Raw genomic sequence first — 20,593 nt, 5'->3', positions numbered from 1 at the left:
ACCTGGTCGGGAAAGGGAGGGAAAAAGGGGGAAGGAAGGAGAGGTGGGGGGGTCCAGGAAAGGGGGGGGGCGGGCGTTCTTGTGGGGGGGGGGGGGGGGGGGGTTCGCTTCTAAGGGGCTAAAAGGGAAAGAAGCGACACACAGAAACCTCCCCCCCGCTTCTCGTTGTGCCCCGTCGTGTCCCGTTGTGCGTCCACGGGCCGGAAGCGCAGAGCACCGCTGGGGGCCGCTGCGGTACCCTGACGCCATGCGTGCCGTACGCCTTCTGCTTACCGAGCCGCGCTGAACAGTTCCGACCCCACGAAGCGGTCGGCCCCGGCGCGGCGCCCCCTCCTGTGCGAGGGGTTTTTTCGTTTGGGCAGCAGAACCGGCAGAGACGATCGATGGAGCTTCAGGAATCATGAGCGAGACGAACACCCCGGCCCCCGAGGCGGCCGAGGCGCACCGTTACACGGCTGCCATGGCCGCCGACATCGAGGCACGCTGGCAGGACGTATGGGACGCGCAGGGCACGTACGAGGCCCCGAACCCGACCGGTGACCTGGCCGGCGACGCGACCGTTGTGGCGCGGCCCAAGAAGTTCATCATGGACATGTTCCCGTACCCCTCGGGCGCGGGCCTGCACGTCGGCCACCCGCTCGGGTACATCGCCACCGACGTCTTCGCCCGCCATCAGCGGATGACCGGCCACAACGTCCTGCACACCCTGGGCTTCGACGCCTTCGGCCTGCCGGCCGAGCAGTACGCCGTACAGACCGGCACGCACCCGCGCGTGTCGACCGAGGCGAACATCGAGAACATGAAGGTCCAGCTGCGCCGGCTGGGTCTGGGCCACGACAAGCGCCGCTCGTTCGCGACGATCGACCCGGACTACTACAAGTGGACCCAGTGGATCTTCCTGCAGATCTACAACTCCTGGTACGACGCGGACGCCGCGAAGGCCCGGCCCATCGCCGAGCTGGTCGCCGCCTTCGAGGACGGCTCCCGCGAGCTGCCCGGCGGAGCCTCCTGGGCCGCGCTGAGCGCCGCCGAGCGGGCCGACGTGCTGAACGAGTACCGGCTGGCCTACGCCTCGGACGCGCCCGTCAACTGGTGCCCCGGGCTGGGCACCGTACTGGCCAACGAGGAAGTCACCGCCGACAACCGCTCCGAGCGCGGCAACTTCCCCGTCTTCAAGTCCAAGCTGAGCCAGTGGAACATGCGGATCACGGCCTACGCCGACCGTCTGATCGACGACCTGGACGCGCTGGACTGGCCCGAGGCCATCAAGCTGCAGCAGCGCAACTGGATCGGCCGCAGCGAGGGCGCGCGCGTGGACTTCGCGGTCGGCGACGGCGACGCCATCACCGTCTTCACCACCCGCCCCGACACGCTGTTCGGCGCCACCTACATGGTGCTGGCCCCCGAGCACGAGCTGGTCGCGAAGATCGTCCCGGCCGAGTGGCCCGAGGGCACCCACCAGCTGTGGACCGGCGGCAACGCGACCCCCGCCGAGGCCGTGGACTCGTACCGCAAGCAGGCCGCCTCGAAGTCCGACGTCGAGCGGCAGGCCGAGGCCAAGGACAAGACCGGTGTCTTCACCGGTGCGTTCGCGGTCAACCCGGTCAGCGGCGACCTGGTCCCCGTCTTCATCGCGGACTACGTACTGATGGGCTACGGCACCGGCGCGATCATGGCCGTCCCGGCGCACGACAGCCGTGACTTCGAGTTCGCGCGCGCCTTCGAGCTGCCGATGCGCTGCGTCGTGCAGCCCACGGACGACCGCGACGCGGACCCGCTGGAGTGGGAGGACGCGTTCTCCTCGTACGACGGCACCATCGTCAACTCGACGGGCGACGGCGTATCGCTGGACGGCCTGGGCGTGGTCGAGGCCAAGGCCGCGATCACCGACTGGCTGGCCGGGCGCGGCATCGGCGAGGGCACCGTCAACTTCCGGCTGCGCGACTGGCTGTTCAGCCGCCAGCGGTACTGGGGCGAGCCCTTCCCGATCGTCTACGACGAGGACGGCGTGGCCTACCCGCTGCCCGAGTCGATGCTGCCGCTGGAACTGCCGGAGGTCGAGGACTACTCGCCGCGCACCTTCGAGCCGGACGACGCCACCTCCAAGCCGGAGACCCCGCTGTCGCGCAACGCGGAGTGGGTCAACGTCGAGCTGGACCTGGGCGACGGGCGCGGGGTGCGCCCGTTCCGGCGCGAGACCAACACCATGCCGAACTGGGCCGGCTCCTGCTGGTACGAGCTGCGCTACCTGGACCCGAACAACGGCTCGGCCCTGGTCGACCCGGAGATCGAGCAGTACTGGATGGGCCCGCGCGAGGGCCAGCCGCACGGCGGCGTCGACCTGTACGTCGGCGGCGCCGAGCACGCGGTGCTGCACCTGCTGTACGCGCGCTTCTGGTCCAAGGTGCTGTTCGACCTGGGGCACGTCTCCTCGGTGGAGCCGTTCCACAAGCTGTTCAACCAGGGCATGATCCAGGCGTACGCGTACACCGACTCGCGCGGCGTGTACGTCCCGGCGGCCGAAGTCGAGGAGCGGGACGGCGGCTACTTCTACCAGGGCGAGCCCGTCAAGCGTGAGCACGGCAAGATGGGCAAGTCCCTGAAGAACGCCGTCACGCCGGACGAGATCTGCGAGGAGTACGGAGCGGACACCCTGCGCCTGTACGAGATGGCGATGGGCCCGCTGGACGTCTCGCGTCCCTGGGACACCCGTGCCGTCGTCGGTCAGTACCGGCTGCTGCAGCGCCTGTGGCGCAACGTGGTGGACGAGGAGACGGGCGCCGTGACGGTCGTCGACGGGGAGCCGGACGAGGCCACCCTGCGCGCGCTGCACAAGGCGATCGACGGGGTCGGCGCCGATATGGCCGGGCTGCGCTTCAACACCGCCATCGCGAAGATCACCGAGCTGAACAACACCCTGACGAAGGCGGGCCGGCCGCTGGAGCGCTCGGTCGCGGAGCGGCTGGTGCTGCTGGTGGCCCCGCTGGCGCCGCACGTCGCGGAGGAGCTGTGGCAGCGCCTGGGCCACGGCGAGTCGGTCGTCCACCAGGACTTCCCGGTCGCGGACCCGGCGTACGTCGTGGACGAGAGCGTCACGTGCGTCGTCCAGATCAAGGGCAAGGTCAAGGCTCGCCTGGAGGTGTCGCCGACGATCTCCGACGCGGAGCTGGAGCAGCTGGCGCTGGGCGACGAGGCGGTCGTGGCGGCGCTGGGCGGGGCGGAGATCCGCAAGGTGATCGTGCGCGCGCCGAAGCTGGTGAACATCGTCGTCTGACGTCTCGGTCTGACCACTTCGTCTGACGACTCGGTCTGACGTCTCCGTCTGACGCGAGTAGGGGTAATCCCGTACGGGCAGGTTGGGGGTTCGATTGGAACCCGCGGCCTGCCCGTGGCGTTTACGGTGGAAGGACGCAATCGGCTGGGGAAGGGACCGTTCATGGAGGAGGCCTTCATCATCGTGGCCCTGGTGCTGCTGTTCGCCTTTCTGGGGCTCGGTGTCTACGTGACGACGAAGGTGGTCAAGGCTGCCGCGCGTGGCGTGGACCGGACCATCACCCAGGCCCGCCGCACCGTGGAGGACACCACCCTTAAGGCCCGCAGTTTCGGCCAGGTCGGTGTCACGGGCGCGCTGGCCACGCTGCGGCTCGACCTGCGGAACTCGATGCGGGCGACGCAGCAGGCGCTGTACGAGGGGGTCCAGACGGACGCCTCGCTGAAGGAGTCGATCGGGCTGTTCGAGCGGCTGAGCGCGCACGGGCACGAACTCGACGGCGAACTGAAGCGCCTGGAGGCGGAGCCCGACCGCCAGCGGATCGTGGCGGTCCTGCCGGACCTGCGGGAGCGCACGGCGCAGATCACGCAGGCGTCGGACTCGCTGCGCTGGGCGGCCCGCGACCGCGCCCGGCGCTTCGCCGAGGACGACCTGTCGCACCTGTCGGCCCAGATCGACGTCGAGTCGGGCGCCCTGCGGGACTGGTCCCAGGCACCGGCCGACGACCTCTCCCGCGCGACTCCCACGTGGAACACCCCCGAGCCCGCGGCCCTCTCCGAGCCCACGCCGACCCCCCAGTACCCCTGGCAGAAGACCCGCCGCCCGGAAGCGACGACCTGAGCCGGTCCCGTATCCAGCTGGAGCCCCAGCCCCGGACCCAGCCCCGGCTTCGCCGGCGTTCGCGGTGCGGGAGCTGGGGCGGAGCACCCGGGCTTTAGGCCGGTCCGGCGGCATCCCCGGCCCCGCCGGCACTCCTCCGACCTTGCCGGGACTCGTCCAGCCCCGCCGGCGCTTGCGGCCGGGGATCCCTCCGACGTTGCGGGGGCTCCTCTGGCCCCGCCGGTGTTCGCGGCTTGGGATCTTTCTGGCCTCGGCGGGTTTCGTCCGGCCCCGTAGGCGTGTGCGGCCCGGGGTCCTTGCGGCCCCGCAGGGGCTCCTCCAGCCCCGCCGGCGTGTGCCGTCCGGGGTCCTTGCGGCCTCGCCGAGGCTCCTCAGGCCGCGCCGGGGTTCGCAGCTTGGGATCCCTCCGGCCTCGCCGGGGCTTCTCCAGCCCCGCCGGCGTTTGAGGCGCGGGTCCGGGCGGAGCCCGGGGAACGGTGGAAGGGCGGGTAGGGGACCCAGCCCCGCAGGGCCGATCAGCTGCTGCCGGAGCTTGTCCGGAGCCCGCCCGGTGCCGGCCCCGGAGTCTGCGGGAGCCTGCCCGTGGGCTGTTCGCAGCCCGGCGGAACCTCGGCAGCAGCCCGGCGGAACCTCGGCAGCAGCCCGGCGGAACTTCGGCAGCAGCCCGGATGGAACCGGGCAGCAGCCCGGACGGAGCGCGGCGGCAGCCCAGCAGGAGCCCGGGCGGCAGCTCACTCGGAGCCCGGCGGCAGCCCGCTCGGAGCCGGGTCCGGAGGCCCACCGGCAGACCCGGGCTGCCGGAACACCCCCACTGCCGGTAACCTCCGCCTCATGTCCCGCCATGTCGCGATCGTCACGGATTCCACGGCCTACCTGCCCCAACCGGCCATGGCGCGGCACGGAATCACCTCCGTCCCGCTGACCGTGGTCCTCGGCGACGAGGCCCTGGAAGAGGGCACCGAGATCTCGGCCAGGAGCCTCGCCCTGGCCCTGCAGAAGCGCCGCTCGGTCACCACGTCCCGCCCCAGCCCCGAGGACTTCACCCGGGCCTACCGAGCGGCCGTGGAGGCCGGTGCGACCGGCATCGTCAGCCTGCACCTGTCCGCGGAGTTCTCCGGCACCTACGACGCCGCCGTCCTCGCCGCGAAGACCGCCCCGGTGCCCGTCCGCGTCGTCGACACCGGCATGGTCGCCATGGCCCTGGGCTTCTGTGCCCTGGCCGCGGCGGAGGTGGCCGAGTCCGGGGGTTCCCTCGACGAAGCCGTCGCCGCAGCCGAGAAGCGGGCCGCCGGGATGTCCGCGTACTTCTACGTCGACACGCTCGACTACCTCCGCCGCGGCGGCCGCATCGGGGCCGCACAGGCCCTCCTCGGTTCGGCGCTCGCGGTGAAACCGCTGCTGACGCTGGACGGCGGGCGGATCGAGATGCTGGAGAAGGTGCGTACGGCCTCCAAGGCCATAGCCCGCCTGGAGGAGCTGGCCGTGGAGCGCGCCGGGTCCGGCCCCGTCGACGTGGCCGTGCACCACCTCGCGGCCCCGGAACGCGCGGAGAAGCTGGCGCAGCGGCTTCGCGAGAGGATCCCCGGGCTGGTCGAGCTGCACGTCAGCGAGGTGGGTGCGGTGATCGGCGCGCACACCGGACCGGGGCTGCTTGCGGCGGTCGTCTCTCCGCGCTGATCACCGGTTCGAGTGAGGGAGGTATCCACAACGGCGCGGCCATCCACCGGAATTGAGGCCTCCGAACGCGCGTCGAGATGCGGCCCTACCGTCGTGCCATGACTCTTCGTACGCGCACCTCAGGTCCCGCCGGCGCCACCAGTGGCCCCGGCCGTCCCCGGCTCTCCGACAGCCGTCTGCGGCATCACCGCGGCCGGCGGCCAGGCCACCCCGATCCCGCGGCGGTGCGGCGCCGGGCCGAAGCCCTGCTCGGGGCGGGCCGCCCCCCGGGCGCTCCGCCGCCTCGGGGCACCGCGGCCGAGGCGGAGCCGCCGGGAGCCCGCGCAGTCGGGGCGGTGCCCGAGCCCGAGCTCGCGGCCGCGGTCGGGCCGGAGCCGCTGGTCGGGCCCGGGCCGGCGGTTCGCGACGAGGCGCCTGCCCGGGGTGAGGGGGCGGCTCCGGCCGGGGGCCGGGATGTACCCGCTGGAGCTACACGGTGGCTCGCGGTGCGGGAGCGGCTGCCCCTGTGGCTGCAAACCCGCTGCGGGGTGGAGCCGCGCACGGTGGCCGCCGTCTCGGTGGTGCTGGTCGTCGCGGTCGGGTTCGCAGCGCAGCAGTACCGTGCGGCCCGGCCTCGGCCGGTGACCGCACCCGCGGTGGTGGCGCCCGCGGCGGACGCCCAGCCTGCCCCGACGGCGGCGCGGGCGGGCCCCGGCGCCGGTCCCATCCTGGTGGACGTCAGCGGCAAGGTCCGAGACCCGGGAGTACGCAAGCTCCCTCCCGGCTCGCGTGTCGACGATGCCTTGGCCGCCGCCGGGGGAGTGCGGCCCGGGACGGACACCACGGGGCTGAACCGGGCCCGCGTCCTGATGGACGGCGAGCAGGTACTGGTGGGTGCTCCCGCCCCGCCGCCGCCGACGGGCCGGGGAGGGGCCGCCTCCGGGCCGCTGAGCCTCGGCACGGCCACGGCCGAGCAACTGGACGGCCTGCCGGGGGTCGGCCCGGTCCTCGCGCAGCACATCGTGGACTTCCGCACGGTGCGCGGGGGCTTCCGCTCCGTGGAGGAGCTCCGGCAGGTCAACGGGATCGGTGAGCGCCGATTCGCCGATCTGCGCGAGCTGGTGCGGCCGTGAGCCGCGGTGGCGGAGCCGGGCCGAGTCAGGCCGGGCGGGGACCGAGCGCGCGGGGCCCGGCCGGGCGGGATCCGACCGGGCGCGGGCTGGGCGGGCGGGGTCCGCTGCGGCGGGGTCCAGCCCGGCCGGATGCGCGTGTGCGGGGTCCGGCCGGGCGGGAAGCGGCGGGGCAGGGGCCGGCTGGGCGGGAACAGGCGGGGCAACGGCCGGCCGGGCGGGTAGCGGCGGGGCAAGGGCTGGCCGGGCGGGTAGCGGCGGGGCAGGGTCCGGCCGGGCGGGATGAGGCGGGGCAGGGTCCGGCCGAGCGGGATAAGGCGGGGCAAGGGTCGGCTGGGAGGGATGAGGCGGGGCAACGGCCGGCCGGGCGGGTAGCGGCGGGGCAGGGGCCGGCTGGGAGGGAAGTGGCGAGGCAACGGCCGGACGGGAGGGTAGCGGCAGGGCAGGGGGTGGCGGGGCGGGAGCAGGGGCCGGTGGATTTGCGGCTGGTGGGGCCGGCTCTGGGCGTTTGGGTGGCGGCGGCCGTGGCCCTCGGGGTGCCCGTCGGCTGGAGTGCCGGGGCGGCGGGGCTGGGAGCGGGCGCGGCCGGGCTGCTGATGCTGGCCGGCCGGAGGCGCTCCGTGCCGTTCCGGACGGCCGTGGCGGCGGTCCTGCTGTGCGCTGCCGCCGGCGCCGGGGTGGCGGGCCTCCAGCGGGCCGAGGCGCGGGCCGGGCCGGTCCCGGAGCTGGCCCGGGACCATGCCCGGGTGCTGGCGGACCTCACCGTGGGCTCCGATCCGCGGACAGCCCGTACCGGGAGCGGGCCGCCGGTGGTGGTGATCGACGCCGTGGTGACCCGGGTGACCGGGCCCGACGGTGCCCGGACCCGGGTGTCGACCCCGGTGCGGGTGCTGGCGGGGCATCCGGGGTGGGCCCGGTTGCAGCCCTCGACGCGGATCGAGGTGGTGGCCGGGCTGGCCCCGGCGCGGGACGGGGAGCGGGCCGTCGCCCTGCTCCGGCCGGCCGGGGGCGCCCCGCCACGGGTGACCGGCGGTCCGGACACCGTGCAGCGGATCGCCGGGCGGCTGCGGGCCGGGCTGCGCGAGGTCACCGACGGGCTGGCCCCGGACGCCAGGGCCCTGCTGCCGGGACTGGTGGTCGGGGACACCTCCCGGGTGGAACCTGATCTGCACGACGCGTTCCGCGCCACCGATCTGCTGCATCTGCTGGCCGTCTCCGGCTCCAACCTGACCGTGGTGCTCTTCCTGCTCATCGGGGCCCCGGCCCGCGCGCAGCAGGCCGAGCGCGGCGGGCTGGCCCCGCGCCTGGGGCTCTCGCTGCGGACGACGGCCCTGTGCGGGGTGGCCCTGACCCTGGCCTTCGTGGTGGTGTGCCGACCGGAGCCCAGCGTGCTGCGGGCGGCGGCCTGCGGCTCGGTCACCTTGCTGGCCATCGCCACCGGGCGGCGCAGGTCCCTGATCCCGGCGCTGGCCGCCGCCGTCCTGCTGCTGGTGCTCTACGACCCCTGGCTGGCCCGGAGCTACGGCTTCCTCCTCTCCGTCCTGGCCACCGGGGCCCTGCTGACGCTGGCTCCCCGGTGGAGCGAGGCCCTGGTGCGGCGCGGCATGCGGCCCCGCTGGGCCGAGGCGCTGGCGGCCGCGGCGGCGGCTCAGGCGGTGTGCGCGCCCGTCGTCGCGGTGCTGTCGGCCCGGGTGAGCCTGGTGGCGGTGCCCTGCAACCTGCTGGCAGAGCTGGCGGCGGGACCCGCCACGGTCCTGGGGTTCGCCGCGCTGGCGGCGGCACCGGTGTGCCGACCGGTGGCCGAGGCGCTCGCCTGGTGCGCGGGCGTGCCCGCCGGATGGATCGCCGCCGTGGCCCGGGGCGGGGCGAGACTGCCCGGGGCGGAGCTGGGCTGGCCCGGCGGGGTGGGCGGAGGGTTGCTGCTCGCCGCGGCCACCTTGGCGGCGGTGGTGCTCGGCAGGCGGTTCGGCCACGGGCGATGGCTCGCCCCCGCCCTGGCGGTGGTGCTCCTCCTCGCCGTACTGAGGCCGCCACTGGTCACTCGTACGGTCAAGGGCTGGCCGCCGCCCGACTGGAGCTACACCCAGTGCGCGGTCGGCCAGGGAGACGCCGCCGTACTGGCCGTGGGCCCGGGTACGGCCGTGGTCGTGGACGCGGGCCCCGAGCCCGGGCCGGTGGACGTGTGCCTGAGGGAGCTGGGTGTGAGCCGCGTGCCGATGGTCCTGCTGACGCACTTTCACGCCGACCACGTGGGCGGGTTGGCGGGGGTGCTGAGGGGCCGTTCGGTGGGTGTGGTGCAGGTCACCGGGCTGGAAGAACCGCCGGGGCAGGCCGCGTTCGTACGGCGGACGGCGGCGGCCGCCGGGGTGCCCGTCGTCCCTGCCGTCGAGGGGGAGCGGCGGCGGGCCGGGCCGCTGGAGTGGCAGGTGCTGTGGCCGCCGGCCGCGGGCGCCCTCACCGAGAGCCCCAACGATGCGAGCGTGGCCCTGCTGGTGCGGGGCGCGGGCCTGACCCTGCTCCTGCTGGGCGACCTCGAACCGGGCTCCCAGCAGGCGTTGCTGAGGAACCATCCGGAACTGGGGCCCGTCGACGTCCTCAAGGTCGCGCACCACGGCAGTGCCCATCAGGATCCCGGGCTGTACGAGCGGATCCGGCCGCGTCTCGCGATCGTCCCGGTGGGCGCCGGGAACAGGTACGGGCACCCTGCAGCGGGTACGCTCGCCCGGCTGCGGGAGTCGGGCGCGGCCGTGCTGCGCACGGACGAGGACGGTTCGGTCGCCGTCACGGGCAGCGGCCCGCGGCTGCGGGCGTTCCCGGCCATTCGGCGACGGGGACGGGGGCGGGGACGGCACGGGCATACCAGGAGTGACCACTCCGTTTGCCCCCAACCCGGCAGCATGATCGAATGCGTTTTCGCCAGAGCGGTCCAAGCCCACACAGCACGGGGGTGCACAAACCATGTTCAGTCGCAGACGGGGGATGGAGACGGCGGGAACCGCCAGTCCCCATACATCCGCGACACTGACGCTTCCTCATACCGCGCGGCTGCTCAGCTGCCGGGTCCTCGACACGGTCCACCAGCCGGTCCGGCAGGCCAAGTTCGAGGTGACCGACCCGATAGGCCGGCGGATCGTCAGCGGGGAGACCGACCCGTACGGCGGGTTCACGGCGGCGGTGCCGGCCGGCGAGTACCGGCTGACCGTCACGGCCGAGGGCTACGCGCCCTTCCACGGGGCGACGCTGGTGGGGGATCCGGCGCAGCCGGGCACCGGGGAGATCGTCCTGGACTCGGTGGATCCGCCGCTGCTGCCGCAGCCGGGCCACTGGGAGCTGGATCCGGGGCATTCGTCGATCGGGTTCTCGGCCCGGCACATCGGCTTCGCCCGGATCAACGGCCGGTTCAACACCTTCGCCGGCGCGGTGCGGATTGCCGAGCGCATGGAGGACTCCTCCATGCACGTGATCATCGACGCGGCGAGCATCAACACCGGGCTGCGGATGCGGGACGACCACCTGCGCTCCGCGGACTTCCTGGACGCGGCCCGCCATCCGACGGTGGAGTTCTACAGCGAGCGGTTCATCCACCGCAGCGGCAGCCGCTGGTCCGTGGCGGGCGCTCTCACCCTCCACGGGGTCAGCCGGTCCGTCACCCTGGACACCCAGTACCTGGGTCTGGGTACGGGACTGGAGGGCGAGCCGAGGGCGGCCTGCCGGGCGACGGCCGAACTGAACCGCGAGGACTTCACGCTGAACTGGCAGTCGATGCTGGCGCACGGGATCGCGGCGATCGGTTCGACCGTGGAAGTGACTCTGGACGTGCAGGTCGTGCACAAGGCCTGACCGGGTGGGGTCCGGTGGCTACGGGGCTTCGAGCCAGCCGTCGTACTCGGCGACGAGCTCGTCCAGGGCCGTGGCGTCCAGCCGTTCGCGCGGGTCCTCGACGACCACCAGCCACTGGGCGTCCTCGGCGTCATCCTCACCGGCGAGGGCGTCGCGGACCAGCTGCGGTTCCTCCGGGAGGCCGAAGCGGTCGACCACCTCCCGCGCCACCTCCTCGGCGGTGTCGCGGTCGGGCAGGACGAGTACATGTCGCACGTTCACCCGGACATTCTCAGGCATGGAGGGGGAGGCCGGCGGAGGGGGCCGGGGCGCGAGGGTCTGTCAGTGCGGCGTGGGATGCTGGAGGCGATGGCCACCAGGAAGAATTCCACCGACGATCCGCTCGCCCCGATCACCCTCGCGGTGGGGCAGGAGGACCTGCTGCTCGACCGCGCCGTGCGGGAGGTCGTGACGGCGGCGCGCGCCGCCGATGCCGACACGGACGTGCGTGATCTCACCTCCGAGCAGCTCCAGCCCGGCACGCTGGCCGAGTTGACCAGCCCCTCGCTCTTCTCGGAGCGCAAGGTGCTCGTCGTGCGCAATGCGCAGGACCTTTTGGCCGACACGGTCAAGGAGGTCAAGGCGTACCTCGGCGCACCGTTCGAGGAGATCGCCCTCGTTCTCCTGCACGCCGGAGGCGTCAAGGGCAAGGGCCTGCTGGACGCCGCGCGCAAGGCGGGTGCCCGCGAGATCGCCTGCCCGAAGATGACGAAGCCGGCGGACCGGCTGGCGTTCGTGCGGGGAGAGTTCCGGACGCTGGGCCGTTCGGCCACGCCCGAGGCCTGCCAGACGCTGGTCGATGCGATCGGCAGCGATCTGCGCGAGCTGGCGAGCGCGGCGGCGCAGCTGTGCGCGGACGTCGAGGGCACGATCGACGAGGCCGTGGTCGGCCGCTACTACACCGGCCGGGCCGAGGCTTCGAGCTTCACCGTCGCGGACCGGGCGGTGGAGGGGCGCGCCGCGGAGGCCCTGGAGGCCCTGCGCTGGTCCCTGTCCACCGGGGTGGCCCCGGTGCTGATCACCAGCGCGCTCGCCCAGGCGGTACGGGCGATCGGAAAGCTGGCCTCGGCCCCGCGGGGGGCCCGTCCCGGGGACCTCGCGCGTGACCTCGGCATGCCGCCGTGGAAGATCGACCGGGTCCGGCAGCAGATGCGGGGGTGGTCGGCGGATGGTGTCGCGGATGCCCTGCGGGCGGTGGCGGCTGCGGATGCGGGTGTCAAGGGCGGGGGCGACGACCCGGAGTACGCGCTCGAGAAGGCGGTCGTCGCGGTCGCCCGGGCCGCGCGGACCCGCCGGGGCTAGCCCCGGGCCCCGGAGCCTGAGCCCCTGGACCCCCGGAGCGGCCTCCGATCTCCGTAGCCGGGCCCTTGGCCCGCGGAGCTGAGCCCCTGGCCCCCGAGTCGGGGGAGCCTGAGCCCCCGGTCCCGGGCAGCCGGACGGGGTGCGGGGCCGGTCTGCCGAGGCCGTTGTGCGGCTGGGGGGGCTGGGCCCTGCGGGGCGAGGTCCCCTACCCGCCCTTCGCCCGTTCCCCGGGCTCCGCCCGGACCCGGTCCTCAAACGCCGGACAGGCTGGGTTGGCCGGGTTGGTGCCGTGCGGGCCGGTCTTCATGTGCCGGGCGGGGTGGGGCAGTGGGTACGGCTTGGGGCCCGTTCGGCCCGTTCGGCCCGTTCGGTTCGGGGCTTCCGTGTGGCTCGGAGCGGCCCGTGCGGGCTGGGGGCTCCCGTGTGCTCGAGGGGGGTGTGGGCCGGGGTGTCCGCGCATCCCGGGGGTCCGCTTGTGTCCGGTCCCGGAAGGCCCGGAGGGGCTTGCGGCGCGGGGTGCCCGCGCGCCCCAAGGTGCCGCGCGTCCGGTGCCGGGCGGGGGCCGCATGCCGAAGGCCCCGGCCGCTGCCCTGGGGAAGGGAGGCGGTCGGGGCCTTCGGTTACTTCTCGGTTTGCACCGCACCCGCGTGGCGAACGCTTCGTGTGCGGCGCGGAGTGCCGGTCGGGAGCGGGAGAGAGGGCCCGCTGGTTCCCGGCCCGGCGATCACATCAGGAGCTCAGCCCTGGAGGGAGGCAGCCTTGATCGCCAGCGCCGACTTCTTGTTGGCGGCGGCGTTCTTGTGGATGACACCCTTCGAGACGGCCTTGTCGAGCGCGCGGGAAGCGGCGCGGGAAGCCACGGTGGCCTTCTCGACGTCACCGGCGACGACGGCCTCACGGGCCTTGCGGATGGCGGTCTTGAGCGAGGACTTGACGGCCTTGTTGCGAAGGCGAGCCTTCTCGTTCGTCTTGTTGCGCTTGACCTGGGACTTGATGTTCGCCACGAAAGAGCCTTTGCAGGTTCAGAGATTTGATCTTCGGATTGCGTCCCGTAGAGCTAGAGGGCACACGAGACACAGCTGCTCAGGCTACCAGCTGCCATCCGACCGGCCCAAACCGAGCGCACTCCCCGGTTCATGGGACCATGGGAGTCTGCGTATAGATCCGACTAGACCCGACCAGATCTGATTTCGCGCAGACCGACGCCCACACTTCGTTCCGACTGCGACCCGAGAATCAGGACACTGCGTGCCCGCGATCCCCAGCCACGTGCCCGAGCCGAGCCGTACCGACCCGGCGCTGATCCGCAACTTCTGCATCATCGCGCACATCGACCACGGCAAGTCGACCCTTGCCGACCGGATGCTCCAGCTCACCGGTGTGGTGGACTCGCGGCAGATGCGCGCCCAGTACCTCGACCGCATGGACATCGAGCGTGAGCGCGGCATCACGATCAAGTCCCAGGCCGTCCGGCTGCCCTGGGCGCCGAACACGGGCGAGGACCAGGGCAAGACCCACATCCTCAACATGATCGACACCCCCGGGCACGTCGACTTCACCTACGAGGTCTCGCGCTCCCTGGCGGCGTGCGAGGGCACGGTCCTCCTGGTGGACGCGGCCCAGGGCATCGAGGCGCAGACCCTCGCCAACCTGTACCTGGCGATGGAGAAGGACCTCGCGATCGTCCCCGTCCTGAACAAGATCGACCTGCCGGCCGCCCAGCCGGAGAAGTTCGCCGAGGAGCTCGCGAACCTGGTCGGCTGCCAGCCGGAGGACGTCCTGCGCGTCTCGGCGAAGACCGGTCTCGGCGTGGACGTGCTGCTCGACAAGATCGTCGCCACGGTCCCGGCCCCGGTCGGTCCCAAGGACGCCCCGGCCCGCGCGATGATCTTCGACTCCGTCTACGACTCGTACCGCGGTGTCGTGACGTACGTCCGTGTCGTCGACGGCCAGCTCAACAAGCGCGAGCGCATCCGGATGATGTCGACCGGTGCCACGCACGAGCTGCTGGAGATCGGCGTCTCCTCCCCGGAGATGACCCCGGCCGACGGCATCGGCGTCGGCGAGGTGGGCTACATCATCACCGGCGTGAAGGACGTCCGTCAGTCCAAGGTCGGTGACACCATCACCAGCCTGCACAACGGCGCGACCGAGGCCCTCGGCGGCTACAAGGACCCGCGCCCGATGGTCTTCTCGGGTCTGTACCCGCTCGACGGCTCGGACTACCCCGACCTGCGCGAGGCCCTGGACAAGCTCCAGCTCAACGACGCCGCGCTGGTCTACGAGCCGGAGACCTCGGCGGCGCTCGGCTTCGGCTTCCGCGTCGGCTTCCTCGGCCTGCTCCACCTGGACGTGGTGCGCGAGCGCCTGGAGCGCGAGTTCGGGCTCGACCTGATCGCCACCGCGCCGAACGTGGTCTACCGCGTCGTCATGGAGGACGGCAAGGAAGTCTCCGTCACCAACCCGAGCGAGTTCCCCGAGGGCAAGATCTCGGACGTGTTCGAGCCGGTCGTACGGGCCACCCTGCTCGCGCCCTCTGAGTTCATCGGCGCGATCATGGAGCTCTGCCAGCAGCGCCGCGGCACCCTCCTCGGGATGGACTACCTCTCCGAGGACCGGGTCGAGATCCGCTACACGCTGCCGCTCGCGGAGATCGTCTTCGACTTCTTCGACCAGCTGAAGTCCAAGACGCGCGGCTACGCCTCCCTCGACTACGAGCCCACCGGCGAGCAGTCCGGCAGCCTGGTCAAGGTCGACATCCTGCTGCACGGCGACAAGGTCGACGCCTTCTCCGCCGTCTGCCACAAGGACGCCGCGTACGCCTACGGCGTGCGCCTGGTCGCCAAGCTGCGCGAGCTCATCCCGCGGCAGGCCTTCGAGATCCCGATCCAGGCGGCCGTCGGCTCCCGCGTCATCGCCCGCGAGACCATCCGCGCCATCCGCAAGGACGTCCTCGCCAAGTGCTACGGCGGTGACATCTCCCGCAAGCGGAAGCTGCTGGAGAAGCAGAAGGAAGGCAAGAAGCGCATGAAGATGGTCGGCTCCGTGGAGGTCCCGCAGGAGGCCTTCATCGCCGTCCTCTCCAGCGACGAGTCCGGCGGCAAGAAGAAGTAGCAGTGTGACGAGAGGCAGGCCCCCGTGCTCCGGCGCGGGGGCCTGCTGCGTCCCCGTGCGGGGGTGGAGTGGAGCACGGGCTCCGCTTCGTTATGAATCGGCGCCCCAAGGGCTCTTACGCGCCAGGCGGAGGGCCCCTAGTCTGATCACTGCTCGTTGGTTACTCGCCAGTTTTCTTGGTCGAATGCGGCCAAGCCCTGACTCAGCCACCCACCCCGACTCGTCACCCCGTCAGTCCCGCCTTGTGACGAGTCAGGCCTGCCGCGTGGTCCGGAGGATGTCCGTGAGCGACACACAGACCTTGATCGAGAACCGCCCGCCCACTGTGGCGACCCTCTTCCTGGAGCGTGTCGCCGCCACGCCCAACGGCGAGGCCTACCGCTATCCCGTCCCCGCCGCGGACGGCCAGGGCGGCCCCGACGACTGGAAGTCGCTCAGCTGGGGCCAGGCCGCCGAGCGCGTCTTCGCCATCGCGGCCGGGATCATCGACCTCGGGATCCAGTCGGAGCAGCGCGTCGCGCTCGCCTCCAACACCCGGGTGGAGTGGATCCTCGCGGACCTCGGGGTGATGTGCGCCGGCGGCGCCGTGACCACCGTCTACCCGAGCACGAACGCGGAGGAGTCGGCCTTCATCCTGTCCGACTCCGAGAGCCGGATACTGATCGCCGAGGACGCCTCCCAGCTGGCCAAGGCCCGCGAGCGGCGCGCCGACCTGCCCCACCTCGCCCACGTGGTGGTCCTGGAGGCCGCCGACGCCGTAGCCGCCGACGGCGACCCCGAGGGCTGGGTGCTGTCCCTCGCCGACCTGGAGGCGCGCGGCCGCGAATACCTGGCCAAGCACCCCGAGGCGGTCAAGGAGCGGATCGCGGCCATCACCGCGGACCAGCTCGCCACGCTCATCTACACCTCCGGCACCACCGGGCGTCCCAAGGGCGTGCGCCTGCCGCACGACAACTGGTCGTACATGGCCAAGGCCACCGTCGCCACCGGCCTGATCACCAAGGACGACGTCCAGTACCTCTGGCTGCCGCTCGCGCACGTCTTCGGCAAGGTGCTCACCTCCGGCCAGATCGAGGTCGGTCACGTCACCGCCGTCGACGGCCGGATCGACAAGATCATCGAGAACCTGCCGATCGTGCAGCCGACCTACATGGCGGCCGTTCCGCGCATCTTCGAGAAGGTCTACAACGGCGTTGCCGCCAAGGCCCGGGCCGCCGGCGGAGCCAAGTACAAGATCTTCCAGTGGTCGGTCGGCGTGGCCCGCGAGTACGCGAAGGTCACCCAGGACAACTTCCGCCGCACCGGCAACGCCACCGCCCCGCTCGGCCTCTCCACCAAGCACAAGATCGCCGACGCGCTCGTCTACTCCAAGCTCCGCGAGGCCTTCGGCGGCAACCTGCGCGCCGCCGTCTCCGGCGCCTCCGCCCTCGCCCCCGACATCGGCTACTTCTTCTCGGGCGCGGGCATCCACATCCTGGAGGGCTACGGGCTCACCGAGTCCAGCGCCGCCTCCTTCGTCAACCCCGGCGAGGCATACCGCACCGGCACCGTCGGCAAGCCGCTCCCCGGCACCGAGGTCCGCATCGCCGACGACGGCGAGGTGCTGCTGCGCGGCCCCGGCATCATGCAGGGCTACCACGGGCAGCCCGAGAAGACCGCCGAGGTGCTGGAAGCCGACGGCTGGCTGCACACGGGCGACATCGGCGAACTCTCCGCCGACGGCTACCTGCGCATCACCGACCGCAAGAAGGACCTGATCAAGACCTCGGGCGGCAAGTACGTCGCCCCGGCGGAGATCGAGGGCCGGTTCAAGGCGCTCTGCCCCTATGTCTCCAGCATCGTCGTCCACGGCGCCGACCGGAACTTCTGCTCCGCCCTCATCGCCCTCGACGAGCCCTCCATCCTGGTCTGGGCCGCCGAGAACGGCCTGGAGGGCAAGACGTACTCCCAGGTCCTGGCCGCCCCCGAGACCAACCGGCTCATCGAGACCTACGTCCAGACCCTCAACGAGGGCCTCCAGCGCTGGCAGACGGTCAAGAAGTTCCGCCTCCTGCCGCGCGACCTCGACGTGGAGCACGGGGACCTCACCCCGAGCCTCAAGCTGAAGCGGCCGGTCGTCGAGCGCGAGTTCAAGCACCTCATCGAGGAGATGTACGAGGGCTCCCGGGAGGCGTAGCGCGGGGCGTCGCGCGGGGCGTCGAGGGTGCGCGGCACCGGGCGCGGCGCGAGCCCGTAAACGACCTTGGGGCAGTGCGGGACAATGGGCGCATGCCTTCCGCACTGCCCGACGGTGAACCCATGCCCGAAGACGGCTCGCTGCCGCTCCACGCCCTGGCGGGAGCCGGGGAGCGGCCGCTCGGGTTCTACCTGCACGTTCCGTACTGCGCCACGCGCTGCGGGTACTGCGACTTCAACACCTACACGGCCACCGAGCTGCGGGGCACCGGCGGTGTGCTCGCCTCCCGGGAGAACTACGCCGACACCCTGATCGACGAGGTGCGCCTCGCCCGGAAGGTCCTCGGGGACGACCCCAGGGCCGTACGGACCGTGTTCGTGGGCGGCGGCACGCCCACGCTGCTGCCCGCCGGCGACCTCGTACGGATGCTCGCGGCGATCCGCGAGGAATTCGGGCTGGCCGAGGACGCCGAGGTCACCACCGAGGCCAATCCGGAGTCGGTGAACCCGGAGTACCTGGCGGAGCTGCGCGCGGGCGGCTTCAACCGGATCTCCTTCGGCATGCAGAGCGCCAAGCAGCACGTCCTGAAGGTGCTCGACCGCACGCACACCCCGGGACGTCCGGAGGCCTGCGTCGCGGAGGCGCGGGCGGCGGGCTTCGAGCACGTGAACCTGGACCTGATCTACGGGACGCCGGGGGAATCGGACGAGGACTGGCGCGCGTCCCTGTCGGCGGCGCTCGGCGCCGGGCCCGATCACATCAGTGCCTACGCGCTGATCGTGGAGGAGGGCACGCAGCTGGCGCGGCGGATCCGGCGGGGCGAGGTCCCGATGACGGACGACGACGTCCACGCGGACCGGTACCTGATCCTCGACTCGGTGATGGCCGAGGCGGGGTACTCCTGGTACGAGGTCTCGAACTGGGCCACCTCCGAAGCCGGGCGCTGCCTGCACAACGAGCTGTACTGGCGCGGGGCCGACTGGTGGGGGGCCGGGCCCGGAGCGCACTCGCACGTGGGCGGGGTGCGGTGGTGGAACGTGAAGCATCCCGGCGCCTACGCGGCGGCGCTGGCGGAGGGGCGGTCGCCCGGGGCGGGGCGGGAGCTGTTGTCCTCGGAGGACCGGCGGGTGGAGCGGATCCTGCTGGAGCTCCGGCTCGTGGACGGGGTTCCGCTGTCGCTGCTGGCGCCTGCCGGCCTTGCCGCGGCCGGGCGGGCCCTCGCGGATGGGCTCCTCGAGGCGGGGCCTTACGCGGCCGGGCGGGCCGTTCTGACCCTGCGGGGGCGGCTCCTGGCCGACGCGGTGGTCCGGGACCTGGTGGACTGACCCGGTCCGGGGTGGGGCTGCCCTGCGGGGCCGTCCCCTACCCGCCCTTTCCCCCGTTCCCCGGGCTCCGCCCGGACCCGTTGCCGCGTGCGGCGCCGTTGCCGGGGGCCGGCCCCCGGACCCCCGCTCCTCGAACGCCGGAGGGGCTGGATTTGCCTGGCCGGGATTGCCCGGAGCGCCATTCCGGCCCCGCCGGCGTTTGAGGGACTTCGCCCCGCAGGGCCGTGCGCCCGGCTACGCCGTGACGTGGTCGATCAAGTGCTCCACCGCGCCCAGCAGGGTGGGCTCCAGGTCCTTGTACGAGGTCACGCGGGACAGGATGTGCTGCCAGGCGGCTCCGGTGTTCTCCGGCCAGCCCAGGGCCCGGCAGATGCCCGTCTTCCAGTCCTGGCCGGGCGGGATCACCGGCCAGGCGCGGATGCCGAGGGCCGAGGGTTTCACCGCCTGCCAGACGTCCACGTACGGGTGTCCCACGATCAGGACGTGCGGGGAGGTCACGGCGACGGCGATGCGGGACTCCTTGGAGCCCGGGACCAGGTGGTCCACCAGGATGCCCAGGCGGGCGTCGGCGGCGGGGGCGAAGTCCGCGACGACGGCCGGGAGGTCGTCGATGCCTTCCAGGTACTCCACCACGACGCCCTCGATCCGCAGGTCGTCGCCCCAGACGCGTTCGACCAGTTCGGCGTCGTGGCGGCCCTCCACGTAGATCCGGCCCGCCCGGGCCACCCGCGCACGGGCCCCGGGGACGGCGAGGGAGCCAGAGGCCGTACGGGCCGGGGCGGCCGGCCCCCGGGCCGGCCGCGTCAGGGTCACCACCGCGCCGTCCAGGAGGAAGGCGCGGGGTTCGAGGGGGAAGACGCGCCGCTTGCCGAAGCGGTCCTCCAGGGTGACCGTGCCGGCCTCGCAGGCCACCACCGCGCCGCAGAAGTCCGTACCCGCCACCTCGACCACCAGATCGGGATCGGCCGGCACCTCCGGTACGGGTTTGGCGCGCTTCCACTGCGGGGTCAGGTCGGGGGAGTACTCACGCATCCGGCCGAGGGTAGGAGAGCGGGCCGCCTCAGGTGTCCGACACGCCGAAACGGGCTGCCAGTGTGTCGCGTTGGGCACGGACGAAGGCCGCGTCGACCACCGCTCCGTGACCCGGTACGTACAGAGCGTCGTCCCCGCCCAGGGCGAGGAGCCGGTCCAGGGCCGCCGGCCACTGCCCGGGCACCGCGTCCGGACCCGCCTGCGGTTCGCCCGATTCCTCGACCAGGTCCCCGCAGAAGACCACCTCGCGCGCTCCGGGTACGAAGACGGCCAGATCGTGCCCGGTGTGCCCGGGTCCCACGTTCGCCAGCAGCACCTGCGCCCCGCCCAGGTCGAGCGTCCACTCGCCCGACACCAGGTGCCGGGGGACCACCAGCAGGTCCGCGGCCTCGGCCGCCTCGGCCTCCGCCAGCCCCTGCCGGACCGCGTCCTCGCGCAGCTCCTCCCGGCCCGTCGAGAGCACGGCGTCCAGCCCGACCGGGCCGTAGACCTCCGCCCCCGCGAAGGCCGCACCCCCCAGTACGTGGTCGAAATGTCCGTGTGTGAATGCGAGATGGGTCACGCGGCGGCCCGCCAGCCGCTCCGCCTCGGCCCGCACCAGCGAGCCCTCCCGAAGAGAGGATCCGGGGTCGATCAGGAGGGCCGAATCCTCGCCCACCACCAGTCCCACGGTGCAGTCCCACACCGGCAGCCGCTTGCGTCCGGCTCGACCGGTGAGCCGTTCCCAGCCTGCCTCTTCCCAACGCACGTCCATGCCGCGACGCTACCTTGGCGGGCCGCCCTTGCTACGGGTGTACCAGCCCGCCGTACACTGACCGGGGGATCTCTGGCACTCGAACGCTCAGAGTGCCAGCAGGCAGAGCCTGCC

13 protein-coding genes and 1 pseudogene are annotated in these 20,593 nt (G+C 72.8%); 10 read left to right on the top strand and 4 right to left on the bottom strand.

The annotated features are described in order from the left end of the window. Positions 1 to 400: 400 nt before the first annotated feature. From leuS to ACFWBW_RS30675, 6 genes and pseudogenes are all read left to right on the top strand, one after another. Complete coding sequence (gene leuS / locus ACFWBW_RS30700; protein ID WP_385379282.1) at positions 401 to 3,274, top strand: leucine--tRNA ligase; 2,874 nt, start codon at positions 401 to 403, stop codon at positions 3,272 to 3,274. A 162-nt stretch (positions 3,275 to 3,436) separates the two neighbouring features. Continuing rightward, positions 3,437 to 4,111 carry a hypothetical protein gene (locus tag ACFWBW_RS30695; protein ID WP_385379279.1) on the top strand — a complete coding sequence of 225 codons (675 nt, stop codon included), beginning with the start codon at positions 3,437 to 3,439 and terminating at the stop codon, positions 4,109 to 4,111. An 831-nt stretch (positions 4,112 to 4,942) separates the two neighbouring features. Then, positions 4,943 to 5,788, top strand: a complete 846-nt coding sequence (locus ACFWBW_RS30690; RefSeq protein WP_385379276.1) for a DegV family protein — start codon at positions 4,943 to 4,945, stop codon at positions 5,786 to 5,788. Between the two features lie 485 nt (positions 5,789 to 6,273). After that, entirely contained in the window at positions 6,274 to 6,900 is a 627-nt protein-coding gene (locus ACFWBW_RS30685) for a helix-hairpin-helix domain-containing protein (RefSeq protein WP_385379274.1), read from the top strand. 593 nt (positions 6,901 to 7,493) lie between these two features. Beyond that, positions 7,494 to 9,707 (top strand): annotated as a pseudogene (locus ACFWBW_RS30680) (ComEC/Rec2 family competence protein); the annotation flags it as partial. 148 nt (positions 9,708 to 9,855) lie between these two features. Beyond that, a complete protein-coding gene (locus ACFWBW_RS30675; protein WP_385379271.1) occupies positions 9,856 to 10,737 on the top strand; it encodes a YceI family protein in 882 nt (293 codons plus the stop codon). Positions 10,738 to 10,755: 18 nt separating this feature from the next. On the opposite strand, the gene ACFWBW_RS30670 is transcribed toward ACFWBW_RS30675, so the two are convergent. Further along, on the bottom strand, positions 10,756 to 11,016 hold the full coding sequence (locus ACFWBW_RS30670; protein ID WP_385379268.1) for a hypothetical protein: 261 nt from the start codon (positions 11,014 to 11,016) through the stop codon (positions 10,756 to 10,758). 69 nt (positions 11,017 to 11,085) lie between these two features. On the opposite strand from ACFWBW_RS30670, the gene holA reads away from it, so the two are divergent. Then, on the top strand, positions 11,086 to 12,078 hold the full coding sequence (holA, locus tag ACFWBW_RS30665) for a DNA polymerase III subunit delta (protein ID WP_385379265.1): 993 nt from the start codon (positions 11,086 to 11,088) through the stop codon (positions 12,076 to 12,078). 737 nt (positions 12,079 to 12,815) lie between these two features. Here holA and rpsT read toward each other — a convergent pair. Next, entirely contained in the window at positions 12,816 to 13,082 is a 267-nt protein-coding gene (rpsT, locus tag ACFWBW_RS30660; RefSeq protein ID WP_385379262.1) for a 30S ribosomal protein S20, read from the bottom strand. A 244-nt stretch (positions 13,083 to 13,326) separates the two neighbouring features. Between rpsT and lepA the strand changes: the two genes are divergently transcribed. The 3 genes from lepA to hemW all read left to right on the top strand — a co-directional run bounded on the left by lepA (position 13,327) and on the right by hemW (position 18,693). Further along, on the top strand, positions 13,327 to 15,192 hold the full coding sequence (gene lepA / locus ACFWBW_RS30655) for a translation elongation factor 4 (protein WP_327252708.1): 1,866 nt from the start codon (positions 13,327 to 13,329) through the stop codon (positions 15,190 to 15,192). A 283-nt stretch (positions 15,193 to 15,475) separates the two neighbouring features. Then, complete coding sequence (locus ACFWBW_RS30650) at positions 15,476 to 17,368, top strand: AMP-dependent synthetase/ligase (RefSeq protein WP_385379259.1); 1,893 nt, start codon at positions 15,476 to 15,478, stop codon at positions 17,366 to 17,368. Positions 17,369 to 17,460: 92 nt separating this feature from the next. Next, entirely contained in the window at positions 17,461 to 18,693 is a 1,233-nt protein-coding gene (gene hemW / locus ACFWBW_RS30645) for a radical SAM family heme chaperone HemW (RefSeq protein ID WP_385379256.1), read from the top strand. Between the two features lie 234 nt (positions 18,694 to 18,927). On the opposite strand, the gene ACFWBW_RS30640 is transcribed toward hemW, so the two are convergent. Both ACFWBW_RS30640 and ACFWBW_RS30635 read right to left on the bottom strand, forming a co-directional pair. Beyond that, positions 18,928 to 19,725 carry a DUF3097 domain-containing protein gene (locus tag ACFWBW_RS30640; RefSeq protein WP_385379253.1) on the bottom strand — a complete coding sequence of 266 codons (798 nt, stop codon included), beginning with the start codon at positions 19,723 to 19,725 and terminating at the stop codon, positions 18,928 to 18,930. A 28-nt stretch (positions 19,726 to 19,753) separates the two neighbouring features. Further along, positions 19,754 to 20,479: an MBL fold metallo-hydrolase gene (locus ACFWBW_RS30635; protein ID WP_385379249.1), complete on the bottom strand. Its 726-nt coding sequence runs from the start codon at positions 20,477 to 20,479 to the stop codon at positions 19,754 to 19,756. Between the last annotated feature and the right edge of the window lie 114 nt (positions 20,480 to 20,593).

Source organism: Streptomyces sp. NPDC059957 (assembly GCF_042730015.1).
Classification (GTDB): Bacteria; Actinomycetota; Actinomycetes; order Streptomycetales; family Streptomycetaceae; genus Streptomyces.
The sequence above is the reverse complement of the archived record's forward strand: the minus strand, read 5'-3'. Positions and strand labels throughout refer to the sequence as shown.

Coding starts and splice junctions, on each gene's coding strand:
- leuS (WP_385379282.1), top strand. CDS start 401: ATGAGCGAGACGAACACCCCGGCCCCCGAGGCGGCCGAGGCGCACCGT.
- ACFWBW_RS30695 (WP_385379279.1), top strand. CDS start 3,437: ATGGAGGAGGCCTTCATCATCGTGGCCCTGGTGCTGCTGTTCGCCTTT.
- ACFWBW_RS30690 (WP_385379276.1), top strand. CDS start 4,943: ATGTCCCGCCATGTCGCGATCGTCACGGATTCCACGGCCTACCTGCCC.
- ACFWBW_RS30675 (WP_385379271.1), top strand. CDS start 9,856: ATGTTCAGTCGCAGACGGGGGATGGAGACGGCGGGAACCGCCAGTCCC.
- ACFWBW_RS30670 (WP_385379268.1), bottom strand. CDS start 11,016: ATGCCTGAGAATGTCCGGGTGAACGTGCGACATGTACTCGTCCTGCCC.
- holA (WP_385379265.1), top strand. CDS start 11,086: ATGGCCACCAGGAAGAATTCCACCGACGATCCGCTCGCCCCGATCACC.
- hemW (WP_385379256.1), top strand. CDS start 17,461: ATGCCTTCCGCACTGCCCGACGGTGAACCCATGCCCGAAGACGGCTCG.
- ACFWBW_RS30640 (WP_385379253.1), bottom strand. CDS start 19,725: ATGCGTGAGTACTCCCCCGACCTGACCCCGCAGTGGAAGCGCGCCAAA.
- ACFWBW_RS30635 (WP_385379249.1), bottom strand. CDS start 20,479: ATGGACGTGCGTTGGGAAGAGGCAGGCTGGGAACGGCTCACCGGTCGA.